Raw genomic sequence first — 21,870 nt, 5'->3', positions numbered from 1 at the left:
ACTTTTGGATTTTAATAAATAAGACTTAAAAATACTTTTTTTGTTACACGGATTTTATTAAAATAATAATAAGATAATCATAATTGTATACCGTTTAATTGTAATTTCGCTTTCATGAATAAATTAGCATTTTTACTCTTTATCGCCTCTTTTTCAGTAGTATTGAGTCAAGACCAAAAACTGACTCCAACTAAAATTGACTTCATTCGTTTTGATGGAGATGTGTTTTTAGGATACGATTCATTTGGTTTTTATTACACTATTAAAAACAATGTTTTTTCTAAAATTAGCAAACGAGATACTTTAGAATATAAAAATATTTCTTTAGGCAAAATCACCAAAGTTGACCTGCAAAACCCACTTAAAATCGTCTTATTTTACGAAAATTTCAATACGGTTATCGTTTTGGACAATCAATTGAATGAAACCCAAAAAATAAATTTTTCAGAAAATATAATTCCTATTGTAGCTTCAGCAACTGGAATAGCTTCTCAAAATCAATTGTGGGTTTATAATACTATGAACCAGCAACTGGGGCTTTATGATTATTTAAGCAATAACTACAAAACCATTTCGGTTCCTTTTACAGAAAGCATCCAGAATTATTCTTCCGATTTTAATGTTTTTCATTGGGTTGATAATAAAAATAACTGGTACGTATCTGACATTTTTGGAAAAATAATAAGTGTAGGAAAAATTCCTGATTATGATTCCATTGTAATTATTAATGAGAGTCAGTTTATCTATTCCAATAACTCCATTTTGATTTTAGAGGATGTAGAAAAAGGTAAAAAAACTGAAATTGAAATTTCAGAAAAAACGTTTAAAAAATTCTATTACAAAGACCAAATTTTATCTATTTTTACATCAGCAGGAATTACAAATTATAAAATCACAATACCGTAATGCACATAGCAATAGCAGGAAACATTGGCTCTGGAAAGACAACTTTAACACGCTTATTAGCGAAACATTTCAAGTGGGAACCGCATTATGAAGACGTTGTTGATAATCCGTACTTAGATGATTTTTACCATCAAATGGAACGTTGGTCATTTAATTTACAAATTTATTTCTTGAATAGCCGTTTCCGTCAAGTGATGCAAATTCGTGAAAGCGGTAAAAAAATCATTCAGGACAGAACCATTTATGAAGATGCGCATATTTTTGCTCCTAACCTATATGCGATGGGCTTAATGACCAATCGTGATTTCCAGAATTATTCTTCTCTTTTTGAATTAATGGAATCTACAGTTAAAGCACCTGATTTATTGATTTATTTAAGGAGTTCTATCCCTAATTTAGTGGGACAAATACACAAACGTGGTCGCGAATACGAAAACTCAATATCCATTGATTATTTGAGTCGATTGAACGAACGTTATGAAGGTTGGATTCAAACCTACGACAAAGGGAAATTATTAATCATTGATGTGGACAACATAAATTTTGTTGACAATCCAGAAGATTTAGGAACTATTTTTAACCGAATTGATGCCGAATTGAACGGATTGTTTTAGAACACAGATTCCACAAATTATCACAGATTTTCATAAATAATAATGCCCCGCAATTGCGGGGCATTATTGTTTAAAAAGATTTCCAAAAATTTATATCTGTTTTCACAGCTCAATGAGTATAAATTAAAACATAAAAATTATTTTTCCCAAACAGGGAATTTTCAACTATCTTTGACGTAGAAAATAAAGCATGAGAATAATCGCTAAAAGAACCTTACAAAATTTTTGGGAACAATATCCAAACTCAAAACAGCAATTATTATCCTGGTATCAGGTCATTGACAAAAATAGTTTCACCAATTCTAATGCGATAAAATCTATTTTTGGTTCAGCTGATTTTATTGGAAATAATAAAGTCGTATTTAATATTTGCGGTAACCATTACCGATTAATCGTGAAAATTAATTATATAACACAAATTGTCTATATTTTATTTATTGGAACGCATCCTGAATATGACAGTTTGAAAGACATTAAAAACTTATAAAAATGGAAATAAATCCTATAAAAACAGAAAAAGATTATGATTTAGCTTTAGAAAGAATAAATATTCTTTTTGATGCTAAACAAAATACAAAAGAAGGGGATGAATTAGATATTCTAGTCACTCTTATAGAAAAATACGAGCAAATACATTACCCTATTGCCGAGCCAGATCCAATTGAAGCCATTAAGTTCATGATGGAGCAAAACGGACTTACAGATGCTGATTTAGGAGTCATTTTAAATAGTCGCTCTAGAGTAACTGAAATTTTTAAACGCAAAAGAGCTTTAACTATTAAACAAATTAGAGTTTTAACAGAAACACTTCATATTCCTGCTTCCACTTTAATCAAAGAATATGCATTAGAACAATAATTTTATGATTTCAAATAATAATGCCCCGCAATTTCGGGGCATTTTTATTTATAATGATTAGCCAATTATTTCAAAGAATCAATCTTAGTTTGAACTTCTTCGTCAGTACCTTCGAAATTTTGAATAGTAACTTTCCCGTTTATTGTTGTTTTAATGGTCGCTTTTACTTTTCCGTCAATATTTGTTTTTTCGATAGAAACTTCTTTAGAAACGATTTTAGTTACTGCCTCGGAAGCATTCATAAATCTACAGGTTTTACTGTCACATCCTTTTGCCAGACATTCTTCTTTTGACATGGAAGCACACATTTCAGTTGAGGCGCAACACGCTGCTTTACCAGAAATGGTGTGACTTCCGTTTCCTAAAATTGGGGCAATTACCAAACCTATCAAACACGTCAATTTAATCAAAATATTCATCGATGGTCCAGAAGTATCTTTGAACGGATCTCCAACAGTATCTCCAGTTACTGCCGCTTTATGTGCATCAGAACCTTTATAGGTCATTTCACCATTGATCATAACTCCTGCTTCAAAAGATTTTTTGGCATTGTCCCAGGCACCTCCTGCATTGTTTTGAAAAACAGCCCAAAGCACACCTGAAACGGTCACTCCAGCCATATAACCTCCTAGCATTTCTGCAATTAATTGGTTATTGTCTGAATAAACCAATTTCCCTAGTAAAACAATCGCAATTGGAAAACCAATAGTCAAAATTCCCGGCAACATCATTTCGCGCAAAGCGGCTTTGGTAGAAATATCGACACATTTTGCATATTCCGGTTTTCCGGTTCCCTCCATAATTCCTGGAATCTCCCTGAACTGGCGCCGTACTTCATACACCATATCCATCGCTGCTTTTCCAACGGAATTCATGGCCAAAGCAGAGAAAACTACCGGTATCATTCCGCCTACAAATAACATCGCTAAAACCGGTGCTTTGAAAATATTAATCCCGTCAATTCCTGTAAACGTTACATACGCAGCGAATAAAGCCAGTGACGTTAATGCTGCCGAAGCGATTGCGAATCCTTTTCCAGTTGCTGCAGTTGTATTTCCTACTGAATCTAAAATATCCGTTCTGGTACGCACTTCTTTTGGCAATTCGCTCATTTCTGCAATTCCTCCTGCGTTATCCGAAATGGGCCCGAAAGCATCAATTGCTAATTGCATTGCCGTGGTTGCCATCATTGCGGATGCTGCTAAAGCCACACCATAAAATCCTGCAAAAGCGTACGATGTCCAAATTGCAGCAGCGAATAATAAAACGGTTGGAAACGTAGAAATCATTCCTGTTGCCAGTCCTGCAATTACGTTTGTTCCTGCTCCGGTTGACGATTTTTGTACAATAGCCATAACGGGTTTTGTACCCAAACCTGTGTAATATTCCGTTACCGATGAGATAACAGCCCCAACCACTAACCCAACGATTGTGGCATAGAAAACGCGCATGGATGAAATTTCTTTAGTCCCTTCTCCAAAGAAATCCATTTTCATGGTTTCCGGCAACATATAGTGTACTAAGAAGAAACAAGCGATAGCCGTTAATAGAATAGAAACCCAGTTTCCTATATTTAATGCTTTTTGAACTTGTGCTTCTTTGGCATTATCATCTGTAATTTTCACTAACATCGTTCCGATAATCGAAAATAAAATTCCAAAACCGGCGATTGCCATTGGTAATAAAATAGGTCCTATTCCGCCAAAAGCATCTTGAATAGTTCCGCCCATGTCTTTGATTACATAATTCCCAAGAACCATAGCCGCTAAAACAGTTGCAACATAAGAACCAAATAAATCAGCACCCATTCCGGCTACATCTCCCACGTTATCCCCTACGTTATCAGCAATGGTAGCCGGATTACGAGGATCATCCTCTGGGATTCCAGCTTCTATTTTTCCTACTAAATCCGCACCAACATCGGCAGCTTTGGTATAAATTCCACCACCAACTCTGGCAAACAAAGCGATAGATTCTGCTCCAAGAGAAAATCCAGCCAAGGTTTCCAAAACAATGGTCATATCCTCTGTGGAAGTCCAAACTCCATTCATAAAAAAATGAAAGAAAAATATAAAGAAAGTGGTCAACCCTAAAACGGCTAATCCCGCAACGCCTAATCCCATTACGGTTCCACCGCCAAAAGAAACTTTCAGTGCTTGCGGCAGACTGGTACGAGCAGCCTGTGTGGTTCTAACATTTGTTTTTGTTGCAATTTTCATTCCCATGTTCCCTGCTAAAGCCGAGAAAAAAGCACCAAAAACAAAAGCAACAACTATTAAGATGTGTGTAGTAGGAACGAAAAATGAAATTCCGGCCAAAACAACACTAGCTCCAATGACAAAGAAAGTCAATAACCTATATTCTGCTTTTAGGAAAGCCAAAGCTCCTTCGTAAATGTAATCCGAAATCTCTTTCATCTTACCGTCACCCGGATCTTGTTTTAAAACCCATGCTCGTTTTGTAAACATAAATGCCAGTCCAATAAATGCCATGGCTATTGGCAAATAAATCATAATTGTATTCATAATTTTGGTTTGGTTTTTGGTTAAAATTACTAGTGTAACAAAACGAATTTAAACAAAAAAGCAATACTCTTAACAGAATATTGCTCTTTTTGTAAAAATTATGGTGTAAAATTATTTAATACTAAATAATCCTTCTGGTTTGTTTTCGATTTGATTAAAACGCTCCGTACATTTTCTGATTATTTCATAGGCTTCATTTACATCTCCCCAACCACCTACATCAACTTTCTTATTTTCAAGATCTTTGTACACTTGGAAAAAGTGTTCAATTTCTTTTAATAAGTGTGGATTCATATCTGACAAATCATTTAATGAATTCCAGATTGGATCTGAAACTGGCACACAGATTACTTTTTCATCTGGTCCTTTATCATCTGCCATGTGGAAAACACCGATAGGTTTTACTTCCATCACACATCCAGGAAAAGTTGGTTCGTTTACCAAAACCAAAACATCTAATGGATCGCCGTCTAATGCTAATGTTTCCGGGATAAATCCGTAATCAGCCGGGTACATCATCGAAGAGAATAACATTCGATCAAAACGCATTCTTTTTATTTCGAAATCATATTCGTATTTATTTCTACTTCCTCTTGGTATTTCGATTAAGACATCGAAAGTTGTTAATTTGTCTGCAGTCATTTTAATTTTTTCTTTTCTATATTTATGGGGCAAAAGTAAGGAAAGTATCCCTTTTTACAACAAAAAATGTGTGTTATATAATGATTAAATTTTAACAGTGAGTACTTTAGTACACCACCTTCCTATTTCGTTTGTTTAAATAATGGTGCCACAATAGATAGGTTGCATAAGAACGATACGGACTCCATTGTTCCGCATGAATTTCCATGGCGTCTTTATTGTGAATATTCAGCAATTCCTTTATCGTATTTACGACCGCAATATCTCCTAAAGGCAATAAATCCGGGGATTGCAGACAAAACATCAAGTAAATATCAATAGTCCAGTTACCTATTCCTTTGATTTTAATGAGTTCTTCGCGTACTTGCTGAGCCGTTTTGGTTGGCAAACTTTCTAAATCAAGCTCTTTATTTAACAGCGCTGTTGCCAAAGCTTTGATATACGACGTTTTTTGACGGCTTACGCCAAGATTCCTAAATTCCTCGTCCGAAACGTGAAGAAGAACTTCGGGTGCTATGGCTTTTTGACTGGCTTTTATTTTTAAAAAAGTGGCTTTGGCAGAATCTATAGATACTTGTTGTTCCAAAATCAACAATACCAAAGTCTCAAAACCTTGTGGCCTTTTGGGAATGATTGGCATTCCGTATTGTTCAATAATTGACTTGAAAATGGTTTCTTTTTCTAAAAGATAGTCGATGGCTTCTTGCATAATCAGATTTTTTTAGCCCGGATGGAAACGGCATCCTTTTTATAGGGCGATTTTTCTTCGCCTTATAAAAAGATATAGTGTACAGCTGGAATAGCTCCTAAAAATTAAACCCGAACGATCCTTTTACCGTAAAACGATTCGTATCCGGCGTGTTGAGATAATTGCCTCGCCAAGCGAAATCGATGCGGAATACTTTGAAGATATTCCCAATTCCGGCGCTGTATTCCCAATATACTTTTTCGGGTGCATTGTAAATTAAACCTGAGGCATTAATGGCTCTGTTTTCATCAGAAATGGTTCCATAAACCCCTTTTACGGATACAATTTCCCTCCAATTGAGTTTGCGCATGAACGGAATTCTAGAAAAAATTCGACCATTGAAATTGTGATTCCATTGCAAAGTAGCATACTGGTCGGACACAAATTCATAGAAATTAAGATTGCTGAACGTGTTTTCGATGGTGAAATAGGTCTGATTCCCAGGAATAACACTCAGTAAACCTAACGGCACTTTCCCAAAGGTTTTCCCCACTTCCATAATAATATTAGTTCTTCCTAAAGGTCCGATAATTATGGGCTGTTTGTAATACAATTGAAATTTGTCATATTTGAAATCACTGTTCAATAGCCCTTTGAATCCATGACTGTAATTCACAAAAAAGCGACTGAACGGACTGTCAACATTGCTTCTTTCAACTCCAAAACCTATGGTTTTTCGCTTTGGAGAATACTCAATCTGAAAGTTCGCTTCGGATTGCTTCACATCACTTTTAGTAACTAAATTGGCTATATCCGTGTAATAATCCAAGCTAAAAGTAGGCGATGCAGACGCCAGTGTACGGTACGAAATACCGGCCTGAAATGTAACGTTTTTTATGGGTTCTATTTCTATGGCCATATTGGTCAAATTGATATTGGTCAATTTCCCATTGCTGCCAGATGAAAACACAGAGGACGAAGCAAAACTTCGGCCCAAAACATCATTTGTGGTAGTCAAACTGGCGCCTATTTGTTCAATATCACGCCTATTTCCTCCGGATAAAATGATGCGGTTTTTCTTGTCGACCATCCATTTTCCGGAAATTCCATATTTAAATTTATCATCGTCAAATCCATACGCCGTGTAGGCTTGAATTCGCCAAGGATCATTGGGTCCAAAATAGGTTCTTCCTCCTACTCGCAGGCGGACTCCTTCGACTTCATTGTACCCAAATGTGGAAAAAACAGGTCCATAATCAAAATTTTTAAACTCCACATAACCGCTTCCAAGTATGGAAACCAAGCTGTACAATTGTTTGAATTTATTTACAGTTTGCAACGTATCCAGCATTTTATAAACACCCAATTCATCCTTGCTCAAGTTTTCGAAACGGTTTTCATTCCAGTATTCCTCAGATTTATTGTAGACATCGGCATCCATATAATTGACTTCATCTTTATAAAAAGCAACAGGCAGCTCTTTATTGAATTGATGATTTCTATAAAAACTGGTTCTTTTTCCGTAAACGCCTTTGGAATTTTCTTTTTTGTTCAAAGCAAAGTCGGACATTAGATAATCCTTGGTCAACAAGAACACAGAGTCACTGACCACTTCAAATTCCTGCTCTAAGTAAATATCTTTTACCCAGTTGATATTGGCGCTTTTGGTAACTGCCATGTTGATTTTCTTAATGGCAAATGTGGAATCATTCACCCAAAAATCTCCTTTGAAAGTCAATTCATTTTTACGTCTTGGATAAAAAACAATATTATAACACCATTTTTCATCAATATACGCACTGTCTTTCAAGACATAATTATAGACATCAATTCCTGTTTTAGATAATGGACTGGTAAAGCTTTTGTCAAAAAAAGTCAAGTAATTGTTGTAAATATTGTAATCCGAATACAAGTCTTTTACAAAAGTTAAGATTTGTTGGTTCCCATTAAATCCGGACGTTTTATTGGCTTTTATTTTCTCTTTTACTTTTTTTAATGTATTATCTCCATAAACATCATTGAGCGATTCATTTATAAAAATAGGCAAATAGGTTTTCCCGGTTACACTTGACGTGTCCATTTGATCGAATATAAATTCCATCCCTTTAAAAAGTTTACTTTTCATGAAAGCACTGTCAATAGAATTCATGTCAAATTCTATTTTTTCATACTTTTCCATCTGGTATTGGTCAAACAAATAGAGTCCGTTTTTGCGTTTTCTCTCCCAAATTTTTCTAAGAATATCTAGTGCAGGATTGTTCTTTTTAGAAGTTTTCCCTACAAAAACAACTACTTCGCTCAAACTTTCGGCTTCACTTAACTGAATTTTGAAATTATAATTTACAGGCTTGTCTAAAATAATTTCCTTCTCAGAAAAACCTACAGAAGATATTACTAAAGTGGTATATGTTTTCTGGGATTCTAGATAAAACTTACCGTCTTCATTAGTAACAATTCCTTCACTGGAATCTTTGAAAACCACGTTGGCGAATGGAATAGGCTGGTTGGATTTATCAACCACAACACCGCTCACTTTTGTTTGCGCAAAAACAGTAGTTGCCGAAATCACCAAAAAAAACAAGAGAAGTAAGAGATTTTTTTTCATAATCTTTCAAAAAAAAACTTCATCAAATAAAGAATTGATGAAGTTTCAAATATAGTTAATTTAGACCGCCAGATTATTTGATATTTAAAAAAATTGATTGTTAAAGTTTATTCCAAATCAAATTGTTCCAACTGACTATTTTTTATAGAGTACTTTTTTAACCGCTTTTACAACATCACCCGCATTTGGCAACCATTCCTTCAGCAATACTGGAGAGTAAGGCGCTGGGGTATCTGCAGTTGTGATACGTTGAATAGGCGCATCCAAGAAATCAAAAGCGCGTTCTTGAACAATATAGGTAATTTCAGAAGCGACACTTGCAAAAGGCCAAGCTTCTTCAAGAACCACTAATCTATTTGTTTTTTTAACCGATGTTAAAATCGTCTCATAATCCATAGGACGTACGGTTCTCAAATCGATAATTTCACAAGAAATTCCTTCTTTGGCTAATTCATCAGCAGCAATATGCGCTTCTTTAATAATTTTTCCAAAAGAAACGATAGTCACATCAGTACCTTCACGTTTGATATCAGCAACTCCAAGTGGAATAATATATTCCCCATCTGGCACTTCACCTTTATCACCATACATTTGTTCTGATTCCATGAAAATCACAGGATCATTATCACGAATAGCTGCTTTCAACAATCCTTTTGCATCATAAACAGTAGATGGAACTACTACTTTAAGACCTGGAGTATTCGCAAACCAGTTTTCTAATGCTTGTGAGTGTGTTGCTCCTAATTGTCCTGCCGAAGCTGTTGGACCACGAAAAACAATTGGCACATTAAATTGTCCGCCAGTCATCTGACGCATTTTGGCAGCGTTATTTATAATTTGATCAATCCCTACTAAACAGAAATTGAAAGTCATGTATTCCACAATCGGTCGGCATCCGTTCATTGCTGATCCTACTGCAATACCAGTAAAACCAAGCTCTGCGATAGGAGTATCAATGACTCTTTTCTCGCCAAATTCAGCAAGCATTCCTTTAGATGCTTTGTACGCACCATTGTATTCTGCAACTTCTTCACCCATTAAGTATATGGACTCGTCGTGACGCATTTCTTCGCTCATCGCTTCGCAAATGGCCTCTCTAAACTGTATCGTTCTCATATTATATGTTGTATGTGTCTAATTTTCGAAAAGCAAAAATAAATATTTTATATCACTTAAAAGCATAAATTACTTTAAATTAATCAGGATTTATAGTGATAATTTTCAGGAGCTATTTCCGGCTATCCGCTGTATCTTCCTGTGGCTAAAGGAACCACAGGAAGGATGCCGCTACTATCCGGGCTACGAAATCGTAATAGTATTCAAAAATATTATGCATGCATAGTATATTATTCGAATTATTATTTTAAATTTGTCAAAGCTTTTTAGAAAAATCAAAATATATACTTATGAAAATATTAGTTTGCATCAGTCACGTTCCTGATACTACTTCAAAAATTAACTTTGTCAACGGTGATTCTGAATTTGACACCAATGGCGTACAATACGTAATCAATCCAAATGACGAATTTGGTTTGACACGTGCTATTTGGTTCCAAGAACAACAAGGTGCAACTGTAACTGTTGTAAATGTTGGAGGACCAGAAACCGAACCAACTTTAAGAAAAGCATTAGCAATAGGCGCTAACGAAGCAATTCGTGTCAACGCTACTCCTACTGACGGATTTTTTGTAGCCAAACAACTTGCTGAAGTAATCAAAAACGGCAGTTACGATGTAATTATCGCCGGAAAAGAATCTTTAGATTATAATGGCGGAATGGTTCCTGGAATGATTGCCGGAATTTTAGGATACAACTTCCTAAACTCTTGTACGAACCTTACTGTTGACGGAACAAGCGTAAAAGCTGTTCGTGAAATTGACGGAGGAAAAGAAACCGTTGCTACTACTTTACCATTAATCATTGGTGGTCAAAAAGGATTGGTTGAAGAAAAAGACTTGCGCATTCCTAACATGAGAGGTATTATGACTGCAAGGACTAAAGCCTTGACAATTCTGGAGCCTGTTGACGCCACTGTAAATACAAAAGCAGTGAAATTTGAAAAACCAGCTCCTAAATCAGCCGTGAAATTAATTTCTCCTGACAATTTAGATGAATTAATCAATTTATTACACAACGAAGCGAAAGTAATCTAACTGTCATAAAGTCGAATGTCGAAAGTCGAAAGGATAAAAGTTGACACTAATTTCCCTTTATGACTTTAGACTTTAGAACTTTAAGACTAAAACAAAAAATTATGTCAATATTAATATACGCGGAATACGCAGAAGGAAAATTTAAAAAAGTAGCATTCGAATTAGCTTCTTACGCAAAAAAAGTAGCGGAAACTTTAGGAACTACCGTGACCGCTGTAACCGTAAATGCTGGAGATGTTTCAGAATTATCAAAATACGGTGTAGACAAAGTATTAAAAGTAAACAACGATAAATTATCTGGATTTACCGCAAAAGCATACGCTGATGTTATTAAACAAGCTGCTCAAAAGGAAAACGTAAAATTAGTTTTACTTTCGTCAACGACAGACAGCATTTATCTTTCCTCACTTGTTGCAGTAGCTTTAGAAGCTGGTTATGCATCAAATGTTGTTGGATTACCTATTTCAACTTCGCCTTTTCAAGTAAAAAGAAATGCTTTTTCAAACAAAGCCTTTAATATCACTGAAATTGCAACAGACGTAAAAGTGCTTGGATTGGCTAAAAACTCGTATGGTGTTTTTGAAAATGCATCTGCATTAACTCAGGAGGATTTTAACCCAACTATTGGCGACAATGATTTTGGTGTAAAAGTAGAATCAGTTGAAAAAGTTTCTGGAAAAGTTTCCATTGCTGATGCTGATATTGTAGTTTCGGCTGGTCGTGGATTAAAAGGTCCCGAAAATTGGGGAATGGTAGAAGAATTAGCTACAGTTCTTGGAGCTGCGACTGCTTGTTCAAAACCAGTTTCTGATTTAGGATGGAGACCTCACGGAGAGCACGTAGGACAAACAGGAAAACCAGTTGCTACAAACCTTTATATTGCGATTGGAATTTCGGGAGCCATACAACACATTGCAGGAATCAACTCTTCTAAAGTTAAAGTTGTAATCAACAGCGATCCGGAAGCACCATTTTTCAAAGTAGCTGACTACGGAGTTGTTGGAGATGCCTTTGAAATTGTTCCTAAATTAATTGAGAAATTTAAAGCTTTCAAAGCTCAGAATTCCTAAACAACAGGAAATCATTAAATCGATTTAAATGCTACTTAAAAACAAGATATTTGTATCTTTGCTTTTGAGTAGCATTTTTTTTAACAAAAAATGCTACTTGATTTTCATCAAAAATAAGTACGCTGTACTTACCCATTTAAGAATTATGAGCTTAGTTAAATTATCCATAAAAGGAATTTCATACAGTCAAACTCAAAACGGAGCGTATGCTTTAATATTGAACGAGGTTGATGGCGAAAGAAAATTACCTATTGTCATTGGTGCTTTTGAAGCCCAATCCATTGCTATTGCATTAGAAAAAGAGATAAAACCACCACGTCCTTTGACGCATGATCTATTTAAAAATTTTGCAGAACGTTTTGATATTGTGGTGAAACAAGTCATTATTCACAAGTTAGTTGATGGTGTTTTTTATTCGAGCATTATTTGCGAAAGAGATAAAATAGAGGAAATTATTGACGCCAGAACCTCTGATGCAATTGCGTTAGCGTTGCGTTTTAACGCTCCTATTTTCACCTACAAAAACATACTGGACAAAGCTGGAATATACCTAAAAAACAATCCACAAGATGCCAACAAAGACTCCCAAGAAATTGACGATGTGCTGTCTAATCCAGATACTTTTGGTCATGAAGAGGAAAGCAATCAATCTGGAGAAACGTATTCTAAGCATAGTTTACAGGAATTGAATGAACTGTTAGACCAAGCGGTTTCGCATGAAGATTACGAAAAAGCAGCAAAAATTAGAGACGAAATCTCGAAGAGATAACTTTAATTTTGATTTTCATTATTGCTTTATTGGATACATAAACGATTAACCACCTAAAAAATGCAGCTGTATTTAATGCTCCACTTTTTTATATATTTTTATTTACATCTGTTATAAACTCATCTATGAAAACAAAATTTGTCCTTATTGCCGCAACCTTATTTATTTCTACAGTCGTATTTTCTCAGGATTATTATTTACACTGCGGAAAAATTCTAAACACTCAATCCGGCAAAGAGTTATCCAACCAAACCATAGTTGTATCTAAAAACAAAATCACAAAAATACAAGATGGGTTTGTATCTAAAGCTAAACCCGAAGACATTGAAATAGACCTCAAAAAAAAATATGTATTACCAGGTCTTATCGATCTACACGTACATATTGAAGGAGAGCATGACACTAAAAGTTACATGTCAAAATATTTAGACAACGAGGCTGATATTGCATTTCAAGCCGTTCGTTGTGCAGAAATCACCCTTCTAGCCGGATTCACAACCGTACGTGATTTAGGAGGAACCGGCGTTAATATCTCCATAAGAAATGCTATAAATAAAGGAATCGTAAAAGGTCCAAGAATATATACCGCAGGAAAATCGATTGCCACAACAGGCGGACATGCCGACCCAACGAACGGAAGCAATAGAAAACTTGTAGGCGATCCAGGACCGCATGAAGGTGTAATCAATTCGCCTGAAGAAGCTGTAAAAGCCGTAAGAGAGCGCTATAAAGAAGGAGCCGATGTTATTAAAATCACAGCTACCGGCGGTGTTTTAAGTGTGGCAAAAAGCGGTAAAAATCCTCAATTTACTTTAGAAGAAATCAAAGCTATTACAACAACAGCCAAGGATTACAATATGCTTACCGCAGCCCATGCCCACGGAGATGAAGGAATGCAACGCGCTATATTAGGCGGTATAAAAACGATTGAGCACGGCACCTTTATGAGTGAAGAGACAATGGAATTGATGAAAAAATACGATGCTTATTTAGTTCCTACTTTAACGGCTGGAAAAGAAGTCGAAAAAAATGCCGAAATTACTGGTTTTTATCCTGACATCGTTGTTCCAAAAGCTAGAGAAGTTGGTCCACAACTGAAAGCTACTTTTGCCAAAGCATATAAAAAAGGAGTCAAAATTGCTTTTGGAACCGACGCCGGAGTTTTTGCCCACGGTACGAATGCGAAGGAATTTGGCTACATGGTTGAAGCCGGAATGCCCGCATTAGCAGCTATACAATCAGCCACAACAACGAATGCGATGTTATTAGGTATTGGAAATGAAGTAGGACAAATCAAAGAAAACTTTTTGGCAGACATTATTGCAGTTGATGAAAATCCTTTGAATACTATCAAAACGTTGGAAAAAGTCATATTTGTAATGAAAGACGGAAAAATATATAAAAACTAAATCGCTCACCGCAAAATAGAATAAAGATACAATGAAGCAATATTTAGACTTAGTGCAACATGTAATGGAAAACGGTTGTCAAAAAGGAGATCGTACCGGAACAGGAACAAAAAGTGTATTTGGTTACCAAATGCGTTTTGATTTGAATGAAGGTTTCCCAATGGTTACTACTAAAAAGTTACACCTAAAATCTATTATCTACGAATTGCTTTGGTTTTTAAAAGGCGATACAAATATTAAGTACCTTCAAGAAAACGGCGTTAAAATTTGGGACGCTTGGGCTAATGCCAATGGCGATTTAGGACCCGTTTATGGCCACCAATGGCGCAACTGGAATAGTGAAGAGATTGACCAAATCTCGGAATTGATCAAAGAACTAAAAACCAATCCTAACAGTCGCAGAATGTTGGTTTCGGCATGGAATCCTTCGGTTCTTCCAGACACAACAAAATCATTTGACGAAAATGTAGCCAACAATAAAGCCGCTTTGCCTCCTTGCCACGCTTTCTTTCAGTTTTATGTTTCTGACGGCAAATTATCATGTCAATTGTACCAGCGAAGTGCTGATATTTTTTTAGGCGTTCCTTTTAACATTGCTTCGTACGCATTACTGACCATGATGATTGCACAGGTTTGCGACTTGCAACCAGGGGAATTCATTCACACTTTTGGTGACGCACACATTTACAACAATCATTTTGAACAACTCGAATTGCAATTGTCCCGTGAGCCAAAACCATTACCAAAAATGATTTTGAATCCCAATATAAAAGACATCTTCGCATTCGATTTTGATGATTTCACGCTCGAAGGCTATGAACCGCATGCCTTGATAAAAGGCAGTGTTGCGGTCTAAAGCAATAAAAAAACGGTGTTTTAGTTAAACTACTAAAACACCGTTTTCATTTCCTGCAAATTCATTCCATTTGAAAGAATCTGCTTCTGGCTCATTTACAAATGTGCCATCAATAACGTATTTGAATTCATAAGCCGCATCTTTGCTTACATCAAACACCCCTTTGAAAGTGCCATTTTTTAATTTGCTCAAAGCTCCTTCAGCAACACTCCAATTATTGAAATCTCCAACAACGGAAGCTTCACTGGCCTCTTTTGCCACAACGGAAAAAGTAACTTTGCACACTGACTTTGTTTTAACGAATTGTTTCTTAATTGCCATAACTATTTCATTTATAGATTTATAAGACAAAGAAAATAAAAGAATTTGAACTTTCAACACAGACCCAAAGATTTAACAGAATAGGGCAAACTATGTTAATTTACGAATAATTCAATAATTATTAGCAGGCTAAATTTACTTTTCAAAAATCAGAAAACGTTTTCATTCTAAATAATCTACAGGCAAAATAGTGACTTACCAAAATAAATTTTACCTTTATAAACTAAAATTTGATTGATGGAAAAAGAACTACACGAACAGTATGAATATGCCAGGAGAAGACTTAAACAAAAAAAAAGACTGTATTTTCATTTTGTTCTTTTCGTTTTAGGGAGCTTACTTTTATTTATTGCTAATAAATTTTTTGAAATCGCCGTAGATTCTCACTGGTCAATTTGGGTAATTACTATATGGCTGTTCCTCTTTATTTTACATTTCATAAAAGTTTTCATCACAGATCGTTTTATGAATAAAAACTGGGAAAGAGAACAAATAGACCGACTTGTAGCTTTACAACAAAAAAAACTGGATCAGTTACAAACGCAGGTGAACAACGACGACCTTAAATAAATAGTAAATCAATTATGATAATAATGATTGCGGCCGTTGCCGAAAATAATGTTTTAGGTAAAAACAACAAACTGGTTTGGCATTTGCCAAATGATTTCAAAAGATTTAAATCCCTCACATCCGGACATCATATTATAATGGGAAGAAAAACATTTGAAAGTTTTCCAAAACCATTGCCTAACAGAACCCACGTTATAATTACACGACAGAAAGACTATCAGGCCGAAGGCTGTATCATAGTTGACAATATTGACAAGGCATTAGCCATTTGTCCGAAAGATGAAGACACCTTTATAATTGGCGGTGGCGAAATTTATACTTTAGGACTTCCCTTCACTGACAAAATAGAAATCACACGGGTGCATCACAAGTTTGAAGGTGATGCGCATTTTCCCGATATTAGTGAAGAAGAATGGGAAATAATTGTTTCAGAATTTAATGAGAAGGACGAAAAACATCTCTACGATTATTCCTATCAGACATTCATTAGAAAATAAAACAAAAAACATCCTTTTTACGGGATGTTTTTTTTTAAACCATTAATTAAAGAGATGACCTACTCTTGAAAGAGTATTTGATAACATAAAATAAAAATTACAAATAGTAGTAATACTCCAGAAATGAAGATTATAACATTTGAAGTTTTCTGAGAATACATCTCAAAAAAGCCTTTAATACCAAATACCACGAAGGTACTAAAGACGAAAAAAATTAAAATTTCCAAAAACAAATTTAATCCTAAGAACGTATTTTGCGCTTTAACTACAACACTGCTTTGTAAAACAGTGTTTTCAAAACAGCTAACAAGAACAAATGAGATAAAAAACGCTAAAATTATCCACTTGATTTGGTTGATCGATTCTCTTTTAATCATTTAATATGGTTATTTTCCTGAGTAACAAATTTGTACAATAAAATCTTTAGTTACAATACCCACTTTTAGTGATATTTCAAATAAAGTGAATTCTGGATTTTAAGCTATTTTAAAAACTAAAAATAAAACTTGTTTCTAATTTTTGAAACCCATTTTAAGTTCGTCAAGTTTGTATTATATTTGTACAAATTAAAAAAATGTCAGAAAAAATAACGCCCTATAAAGATTCAGCTCTAGGTAAAAAAGAACAAGTTGCAAAAATGTTTGACACCATTTCTGGAAATTATGACAATCTGAATCGTGTCATTTCTTTCGGTATTGATATAAAATGGCGTAAAAAAGTATTGCAAATAGTTTCAAAATCTAGCCCGAAGATTATTCTGGATATTGCAACCGGAACTGGTGATTTAGCAATTTTGATGGCACAAACAAATGCCGAAAAAATCATTGGACTCGATATCTCTGCAGGAATGCTGGAAGTGGGCGTGAGAAAAATTGCTTCAAAAAATCTTTCTAATACTATTGAAATGATTTTGGCCGACTCAGAAAACATGCCTTTTGAAGACAATTATTTTGATGCAATAACCGTTGCTTTTGGAGTACGTAATTTTGAAAATTTAGAAAAAGGCTTAGGTGAAATTTTAAGAGTTTTAAAACCTAACGGAGTATTTGTAATTTTAGAAACTTCGGTGCCGGTGAAAACTCCTTACAAACAAGGATATAAGTTTTACACTAGAAACATTCTTCCGCTAATAGGCAAAGTCTTCTCTAAGGATGATGTTGCTTACGGTTACTTATCTGAATCTGCCGCTGCATTTCCTTATGGCGAAGCATTAAACAATATTTTGAGAAAAATTGGGTTTATAAATGTTGTAGCCTTACCGCAAACTTTTGGCGTAGCTACTATTTACTCTGCTTCTAAAAAATAATACTGAAGATTTCAGCATAAACATGAGAAAAATAATTGTCTTACTATTTTTTGCTTTTATTATAAAAGGATACGCGCAAAAGTCTAAAAATATATTTAGCAGAGACCCTATTATTAATTTGGAAAATTTTCAAAAAAAGAGAATGTACTACGGGTTTTATCTGGGATTCAACTCGTATGATTTCAAAATAGACTATAAAACGGTAGCGCCTGATATTCTTATCAAAAAAAGCACTGGATTTAATGTGGGTATCGTCGCTGACTTGAAACTTCAGGAATATATTGACTTGCGATTTGAGCCGGGGCTTTACTATACAAAAAGAGATTTATATTATCCAAATTTTACAAACAGCGGAGATGCGTTGAGAGAAGTGAATAGTACTTATATCCATTTCCCATTATTAGTAAAATTTTCTTCTCTTAGAACTGGAAATATTCGTCCTTATCTTGTGGGAGGCGTATCTGCAACGTTAAATTTATCGAGCAATTCTAAATTAATTGATGACAATTTGGAGCAACGCTTTAGAGTAAAAGCATGGACAACTAATTATGAATTGGGTTTTGGAATTGATCTTTTTTCGGAATATTTTATATTTTCCCCTTCCATAAGAGGCGTTTTTGGAATGAATGACGAATTAATCCGAGATAAAGATCCAAACAGTCCATGGACAAGTAATATAGAATCTTTGAAAACCAGAGCGGTCTTCATCAATTTTACTTTCCATTAAAAAGGTATCCTCTACAAAACTCGCTTAATACTATAGCGGTCGCAGTGGCAACATTTAGGCTTTCTGTTTTTTGAAGATCTCCAAAACGAGGAATTGTGAGTCTGTTTTTGACTAATTTTTCAAGTGCTGCCGAAACGCCATTAGCTTCATTACCCATAATGATAATTCCTTCTTTGGGCAAAACCGATTTGTAAATATTCTCTCCGTCCATAAAAGTACCAAAAACGGGTAATTTTGTATGCGCAATAAAAGCATCGAGATCAATATAATTTACGTTTACCCTGGCGATAGAACCCATAGTTGCCTGAACCACCTTTGGATTATAAATATCAACCGTTTCCTTTGAACACAGCAACTGCTGAACCCCAAACCAATCACACAAACGCAAAATGGTTCCTAAATTTCCCGGATCACGAATAGCATCAAGCGCAACAATTAAACCGGTTTCAATAATTGGTTTTTCCAATGGCATTTTAAAAACGCCCAAACAGGTATTTGGGGTTGCTAATACACTTATTTTTTTTAAATCATTTTCTTGAATAATCGTTTTTTTAGCTACAGAAACTTCTTCAAAGTCACTTTGGGTGGTATACAAATGTTCCAATTCAAAATTAGACTCCAGCAGTTCCTGAATCCCCTTTACGCCTTCGGCAAAAAATAATTTATTGGCAATTCTATATTTTTTTTGCTGCAAACTCGTTATAAGCTTTATTTGGTTTTTACTAACCATAAAATAATGTACTTTTGAATTAAATATTTTAGAACACTTGAAAAAAACTTCCACAAAAATAACTGCATTTATCCTAATTGCAATACTAATTTGCGCTTGTAACGCTGTAAAAAGAGTTCCGGACGGTAAATTACTGCTTACAAAAAACGAAATTACTGTAAATGACAAAACAATTAAGGATGAAAATGTTTTTAATCAACTGTATCAAAAACCAAACAGCACCTTACTTGGCTACCGTTTAAGATTGAATCTTTACAATCTTGCCAATCTAAATCCAGATTCAACGTATCAAGCGAAGTTTACAAATAATCCGGAAAAATTTCAACGAAAATCAAAATGGTTGTCTGAAAAACAAGTCAATCGACTCGGCAAATCGTTCTGGTATCACGGAATCCATGATTTTTTGAAAAGAACTGGAGAACCACCCGTGATTATTGATAAAGACAGAGCGGACAAATCATTGTTGCGCTTGAAATACTACTACTTCAACAACGGCTTTTTTAATGTCAATGCCACCTACAAAATAGACACTTTGAGTATCAAAAAGGCCAAGATAAAATACGCCATTACTTCCGGAAATGCCTATTTTTTGGATTCCTTGAGAACTACTATTTTAACGCCGGCTTTAGACTCTTTATATGAAACTAACAAGTCAAACACGTTTATCAAATCCGGAAATCAATATAAAACCGAAGATTTTGAGAATGAGAAAAACCGAATCACCACTCATTTTAGAAACAACGGAGTGTATTATTTTCAACCTAATTATGTGACTTTTGACATAGATACCATCAAAAAAGTCAATCAGGCAAATATAAACTTGATGATTAATAATTATTCTTATCAAGAGCAAGATTCGAGCAGAACCGAACCTTTTAAAATTTATAAAATAAGCGATGTCAATATTTATACTGATTATTCTCCAAGCACTAACAGCATAAAAATTACGGATAGTACAACCTACAAAAACTTTAATTTATACAGTAAGAACAAATTAAGATACAAACCACGAGCAATTACCAATGCTATCTTTATTACAAAAGGAGGATTATTTGCAGATTACAAAACCGTTTTAACGACTCGGTATTTAAACAATCTTAAAATTTTCAACTATCCGTCAATACAATATGAAGTTGATCCTAGAGACTCAACCGCACAATCATTGATTGCAAAAGTATATTTAACACCTAGAAAAAAATATAGTTTCGGAACTACACTAGATGTAACTCATTCTAACATACAGGATTTTGGTATAGGCTTAAGTGTTTCTGAAACGATACGAAATGTTTTTAATGGCGCCGAAACACTCGAATTAGCTGTGCGAGGCAATATTGGATCTTCAAAGGATTTAGCAAATCCAAAGAATAATTTCTTCAATGTTTCTGAATATGGTTTGGATTTAAAACTTAACATTCCCAGGATTTTCATGCCTTTCAGCACTGAAAAAATCATTCCTAAAAGTATGATTCCGTCTACTTTGATTACAGTGGGTTTTGCAAAACAACAAAATATTGGTTTAGACAAAGAGAATTTCACAGGAGGATTATCATACAACTGGACTCCAAAAAGAAACAATACCGCCAGATTTGATTTGTTCAACACGCAGTTTGTGCGAAACCTAAATCCGCAAAACTACTTCAATGTTTACGGTTCTTCCTACAATGCTTTGAACGAAATCAGCAAACAATACAACACAAATCCTTCTTATTACAACAATAACATTGATAAAGACTTGCTTATTGAAGAAGGAACAATGGGCTTCACTAATGATGTACTCACGGGTAATGCTAATTTTTTAAAACCTATGGAACCCACAGATTTTCAGTCTGTAAAAAGCATTGAAGAGCGAAGACTTAGGCTTACGGAAAATGATTTTATTTTGGCAACCAGTTTTACTTTTTCTAAAACAACCAAAAAAGACTTAACAGACAATACCTTTTATCTTTTTAAAACAAAAATAGAATCGGCCGGGACTATTTTAACTGCTTTAGCAGCAACAACAAATCAAAATAAAAATTCAACTGGTAATTATAAAATATTCAATTTAGAATATTCCGAATATATAAAAACAGAATTTGATTATATCAAACATTGGGATTTATCCAAAGAAAAAATAGTTGCATTCAGAGCGTTTTTCGGGATAGCCATTCCATTTGGAAATTCAGACAACATTCCTTTTTCAAGAAGTTATTTTTCAGGAGGATCAAATGACAACAGAGCGTGGCAACCGTATGGCCTAGGACCGGGCAGCAGTGGTGCATTAGACGATTTTAATGAGGCAAATATGAAAATTGCGATTAGCGGGGAGTATCGCTTTAAGATATTAGGCAGTTTAAAAGGTGCTCTTTTTGCCGATGCCGGAAATATTTGGAATGTATTAGATAATGTAGAGGATGAGAAATCGACATTTACACAATTTAAGGACTTAAAAGATATCGCATTAGGCACAGGATTTGGGCTTAGATATGACCTGAGTTTTTTTGTAATTCGTTTTGATTTAGGATTTAAAACCTACAATCCAGCCAATGAAACTAACAAAAGATGGTTTAGAGAATACAACTTTGCAAACTCGGTTTTAAATTTTGGAATAAATTATCCGTTCTAATGCTAATTAATTCTTATTT

Annotated in this window: 21 protein-coding genes; 14 read left to right on the top strand and 7 right to left on the bottom strand. The window is 34.7% G+C overall.

Annotated features, from left to right (window positions below; translation table 11 throughout):
* Nucleotides 1-114: 114 nt before the first annotated feature.
* The 4 genes from ACNQGD_RS13600 to ACNQGD_RS13585 all read left to right on the top strand — a co-directional run bounded on the left by ACNQGD_RS13600 (nucleotide 115) and on the right by ACNQGD_RS13585 (nucleotide 2,378).
* Nucleotides 115-906 carry a hypothetical protein gene (locus ACNQGD_RS13600; RefSeq protein ID WP_417999654.1) on the top strand — a complete coding sequence of 264 codons (792 nt, stop codon included), beginning with the start codon at nucleotides 115-117 and terminating at the stop codon, nucleotides 904-906.
* Nucleotides 906-1,520 (top strand): deoxynucleoside kinase, encoded by a 615-nt coding sequence (locus ACNQGD_RS13595; protein ID WP_091204248.1) that lies wholly within the window; start codon nucleotides 906-908, stop codon nucleotides 1,518-1,520. The genes ACNQGD_RS13600 and ACNQGD_RS13595 overlap by 1 nt, the downstream gene beginning before the upstream one ends.
* Nucleotides 1,521-1,710: 190 nt before the next feature.
* Nucleotides 1,711-2,007 (top strand): type II toxin-antitoxin system HigB family toxin, encoded by a 297-nt coding sequence (locus ACNQGD_RS13590; RefSeq protein ID WP_417993161.1) that lies wholly within the window; start codon nucleotides 1,711-1,713, stop codon nucleotides 2,005-2,007.
* A 2-nt stretch (nucleotides 2,008-2,009) separates the two neighbouring features.
* The gene (locus ACNQGD_RS13585; protein WP_417993162.1) at nucleotides 2,010-2,378 is read left to right on the top strand and encodes a helix-turn-helix domain-containing protein; all 369 of its coding nucleotides are present in this window, start codon (nucleotides 2,010-2,012) and stop codon (nucleotides 2,376-2,378) included.
* Nucleotides 2,379-2,443: 65 nt separating this feature from the next.
* Here ACNQGD_RS13585 and ACNQGD_RS13580 read toward each other — a convergent pair whose 3' ends face one another.
* The 5 genes from ACNQGD_RS13580 to ACNQGD_RS13560 form a co-directional block, all read right to left on the bottom strand.
* Entirely contained in the window at nucleotides 2,444-4,903 is a 2,460-nt protein-coding gene (locus ACNQGD_RS13580) for a sodium-translocating pyrophosphatase (protein ID WP_417999653.1), read from the bottom strand.
* Nucleotides 4,904-5,014: 111 nt separating this feature from the next.
* Nucleotides 5,015-5,545, bottom strand: coding sequence for an inorganic diphosphatase (locus tag ACNQGD_RS13575; protein WP_091173192.1), 531 nt, complete (start codon nucleotides 5,543-5,545; stop codon nucleotides 5,015-5,017).
* 106 nt (nucleotides 5,546-5,651) lie between these two features.
* Nucleotides 5,652-6,254 carry a DNA-3-methyladenine glycosylase family protein gene (locus ACNQGD_RS13570; protein WP_417999652.1) on the bottom strand — a complete coding sequence of 201 codons (603 nt, stop codon included), beginning with the start codon at nucleotides 6,252-6,254 and terminating at the stop codon, nucleotides 5,652-5,654.
* Between the two features lie 97 nt (nucleotides 6,255-6,351).
* Nucleotides 6,352-8,838 carry a DUF5686 and carboxypeptidase-like regulatory domain-containing protein gene (locus tag ACNQGD_RS13565; RefSeq protein WP_417999651.1) on the bottom strand — a complete coding sequence of 829 codons (2,487 nt, stop codon included), beginning with the start codon at nucleotides 8,836-8,838 and terminating at the stop codon, nucleotides 6,352-6,354.
* Nucleotides 8,839-8,973: 135 nt separating this feature from the next.
* Nucleotides 8,974-9,954, bottom strand: coding sequence for a pyruvate dehydrogenase complex E1 component subunit beta (locus ACNQGD_RS13560; RefSeq protein ID WP_417993166.1), 981 nt, complete (start codon nucleotides 9,952-9,954; stop codon nucleotides 8,974-8,976).
* Between the two features lie 290 nt (nucleotides 9,955-10,244).
* Between ACNQGD_RS13560 and ACNQGD_RS13555 the strand changes: the two genes are divergently transcribed.
* The 5 genes from ACNQGD_RS13555 to ACNQGD_RS13535 all read left to right on the top strand — a co-directional run bounded on the left by ACNQGD_RS13555 (nucleotide 10,245) and on the right by ACNQGD_RS13535 (nucleotide 15,095).
* Nucleotides 10,245-10,991 carry an electron transfer flavoprotein subunit beta/FixA family protein gene (locus ACNQGD_RS13555; RefSeq protein WP_417996538.1) on the top strand — a complete coding sequence of 249 codons (747 nt, stop codon included), beginning with the start codon at nucleotides 10,245-10,247 and terminating at the stop codon, nucleotides 10,989-10,991.
* A gap of 101 nt (nucleotides 10,992-11,092) precedes the next feature.
* Complete coding sequence (locus ACNQGD_RS13550) at nucleotides 11,093-12,061, top strand: electron transfer flavoprotein subunit alpha/FixB family protein (protein WP_417999650.1); 969 nt, start codon at nucleotides 11,093-11,095, stop codon at nucleotides 12,059-12,061.
* A 145-nt stretch (nucleotides 12,062-12,206) separates the two neighbouring features.
* Complete coding sequence (locus ACNQGD_RS13545; protein ID WP_417996536.1) at nucleotides 12,207-12,830, top strand: bifunctional nuclease domain-containing protein; 624 nt, start codon at nucleotides 12,207-12,209, stop codon at nucleotides 12,828-12,830.
* A 125-nt stretch (nucleotides 12,831-12,955) separates the two neighbouring features.
* Complete coding sequence (locus tag ACNQGD_RS13540) at nucleotides 12,956-14,239, top strand: metal-dependent hydrolase family protein (RefSeq protein WP_417999649.1); 1,284 nt, start codon at nucleotides 12,956-12,958, stop codon at nucleotides 14,237-14,239.
* A gap of 31 nt (nucleotides 14,240-14,270) precedes the next feature.
* Nucleotides 14,271-15,095, top strand: a complete 825-nt coding sequence (locus ACNQGD_RS13535; protein ID WP_417999648.1) for a thymidylate synthase — start codon at nucleotides 14,271-14,273, stop codon at nucleotides 15,093-15,095.
* 24 nt (nucleotides 15,096-15,119) lie between these two features.
* Here ACNQGD_RS13535 and ACNQGD_RS13530 read toward each other — a convergent pair whose 3' ends face one another.
* Nucleotides 15,120-15,416 (bottom strand): isoamylase early set domain-containing protein, encoded by a 297-nt coding sequence (locus tag ACNQGD_RS13530; protein ID WP_417999647.1) that lies wholly within the window; start codon nucleotides 15,414-15,416, stop codon nucleotides 15,120-15,122.
* A gap of 237 nt (nucleotides 15,417-15,653) precedes the next feature.
* On the opposite strand from ACNQGD_RS13530, the gene ACNQGD_RS13525 reads away from it, so the two are divergent.
* From ACNQGD_RS13525 to porT, 4 genes are all read left to right on the top strand, one after another.
* On the top strand, nucleotides 15,654-15,986 hold the full coding sequence (locus ACNQGD_RS13525; RefSeq protein WP_417993172.1) for a 2TM domain-containing protein: 333 nt from the start codon (nucleotides 15,654-15,656) through the stop codon (nucleotides 15,984-15,986).
* Nucleotides 15,987-16,000: 14 nt separating this feature from the next.
* Nucleotides 16,001-16,483 carry a dihydrofolate reductase gene (locus ACNQGD_RS13520; RefSeq protein ID WP_417999646.1) on the top strand — a complete coding sequence of 161 codons (483 nt, stop codon included), beginning with the start codon at nucleotides 16,001-16,003 and terminating at the stop codon, nucleotides 16,481-16,483.
* Nucleotides 16,484-17,057: 574 nt separating this feature from the next.
* On the top strand, nucleotides 17,058-17,789 hold the full coding sequence (ubiE, locus tag ACNQGD_RS13515; RefSeq protein WP_417993174.1) for a bifunctional demethylmenaquinone methyltransferase/2-methoxy-6-polyprenyl-1,4-benzoquinol methylase UbiE: 732 nt from the start codon (nucleotides 17,058-17,060) through the stop codon (nucleotides 17,787-17,789).
* Nucleotides 17,790-17,811: 22 nt separating this feature from the next.
* The gene (gene porT / locus ACNQGD_RS13510) at nucleotides 17,812-18,516 is read left to right on the top strand and encodes a type IX secretion/gliding motility protein PorT/SprT (protein ID WP_417993175.1); all 705 of its coding nucleotides are present in this window, start codon (nucleotides 17,812-17,814) and stop codon (nucleotides 18,514-18,516) included.
* On the opposite strand, the gene ACNQGD_RS13505 is transcribed toward porT, so the two are convergent.
* The gene (locus tag ACNQGD_RS13505) at nucleotides 18,503-19,246 is read right to left on the bottom strand and encodes a TrmH family RNA methyltransferase (RefSeq protein WP_417999645.1); all 744 of its coding nucleotides are present in this window, start codon (nucleotides 19,244-19,246) and stop codon (nucleotides 18,503-18,505) included. The two genes, porT and ACNQGD_RS13505, sit on opposite strands and share 14 nt — an antisense overlap.
* Nucleotides 19,247-19,283: 37 nt before the next feature.
* Between ACNQGD_RS13505 and tamL the strand changes: the two genes are divergently transcribed.
* Nucleotides 19,284-21,851: a translocation and assembly module lipoprotein TamL gene (gene tamL, locus ACNQGD_RS13500; protein WP_417999644.1), complete on the top strand. Its 2,568-nt coding sequence runs from the start codon at nucleotides 19,284-19,286 to the stop codon at nucleotides 21,849-21,851.
* Nucleotides 21,852-21,870 lie beyond the last annotated feature (19 nt).

Source organism: Flavobacterium glucosi (genome assembly GCF_048286535.1).
GTDB lineage: Bacteria > Bacteroidota > Bacteroidia > Flavobacteriales > Flavobacteriaceae > Flavobacterium.
This window is presented reverse-complemented; position numbering and strand designations above follow the sequence as displayed.

Coding starts and splice junctions, on each gene's coding strand:
- ACNQGD_RS13600 (WP_417999654.1), top strand. CDS start 115: ATGAATAAATTAGCATTTTTACTCTTTATCGCCTCTTTTTCAGTAGTA.
- ACNQGD_RS13595 (WP_091204248.1), top strand. CDS start 906: ATGCACATAGCAATAGCAGGAAACATTGGCTCTGGAAAGACAACTTTA.
- ACNQGD_RS13590 (WP_417993161.1), top strand. CDS start 1,711: ATGAGAATAATCGCTAAAAGAACCTTACAAAATTTTTGGGAACAATAT.
- ACNQGD_RS13585 (WP_417993162.1), top strand. CDS start 2,010: ATGGAAATAAATCCTATAAAAACAGAAAAAGATTATGATTTAGCTTTA.
- ACNQGD_RS13580 (WP_417999653.1), bottom strand. CDS start 4,903: ATGAATACAATTATGATTTATTTGCCAATAGCCATGGCATTTATTGGA.
- ACNQGD_RS13575 (WP_091173192.1), bottom strand. CDS start 5,545: ATGACTGCAGACAAATTAACAACTTTCGATGTCTTAATCGAAATACCA.
- ACNQGD_RS13570 (WP_417999652.1), bottom strand. CDS start 6,254: ATGCAAGAAGCCATCGACTATCTTTTAGAAAAAGAAACCATTTTCAAG.
- ACNQGD_RS13565 (WP_417999651.1), bottom strand. CDS start 8,838: ATGAAAAAAAATCTCTTACTTCTCTTGTTTTTTTTGGTGATTTCGGCA.
- ACNQGD_RS13560 (WP_417993166.1), bottom strand. CDS start 9,954: ATGAGAACGATACAGTTTAGAGAGGCCATTTGCGAAGCGATGAGCGAA.
- ACNQGD_RS13555 (WP_417996538.1), top strand. CDS start 10,245: ATGAAAATATTAGTTTGCATCAGTCACGTTCCTGATACTACTTCAAAA.
- ACNQGD_RS13550 (WP_417999650.1), top strand. CDS start 11,093: ATGTCAATATTAATATACGCGGAATACGCAGAAGGAAAATTTAAAAAA.
- ACNQGD_RS13545 (WP_417996536.1), top strand. CDS start 12,207: ATGAGCTTAGTTAAATTATCCATAAAAGGAATTTCATACAGTCAAACT.
- ACNQGD_RS13540 (WP_417999649.1), top strand. CDS start 12,956: ATGAAAACAAAATTTGTCCTTATTGCCGCAACCTTATTTATTTCTACA.
- ACNQGD_RS13535 (WP_417999648.1), top strand. CDS start 14,271: ATGAAGCAATATTTAGACTTAGTGCAACATGTAATGGAAAACGGTTGT.
- ACNQGD_RS13530 (WP_417999647.1), bottom strand. CDS start 15,416: ATGGCAATTAAGAAACAATTCGTTAAAACAAAGTCAGTGTGCAAAGTT.
- ACNQGD_RS13525 (WP_417993172.1), top strand. CDS start 15,654: ATGGAAAAAGAACTACACGAACAGTATGAATATGCCAGGAGAAGACTT.
- ACNQGD_RS13520 (WP_417999646.1), top strand. CDS start 16,001: ATGATAATAATGATTGCGGCCGTTGCCGAAAATAATGTTTTAGGTAAA.
- ubiE (WP_417993174.1), top strand. CDS start 17,058: ATGTCAGAAAAAATAACGCCCTATAAAGATTCAGCTCTAGGTAAAAAA.
- porT (WP_417993175.1), top strand. CDS start 17,812: ATGAGAAAAATAATTGTCTTACTATTTTTTGCTTTTATTATAAAAGGA.
- ACNQGD_RS13505 (WP_417999645.1), bottom strand. CDS start 19,246: ATGGTTAGTAAAAACCAAATAAAGCTTATAACGAGTTTGCAGCAAAAA.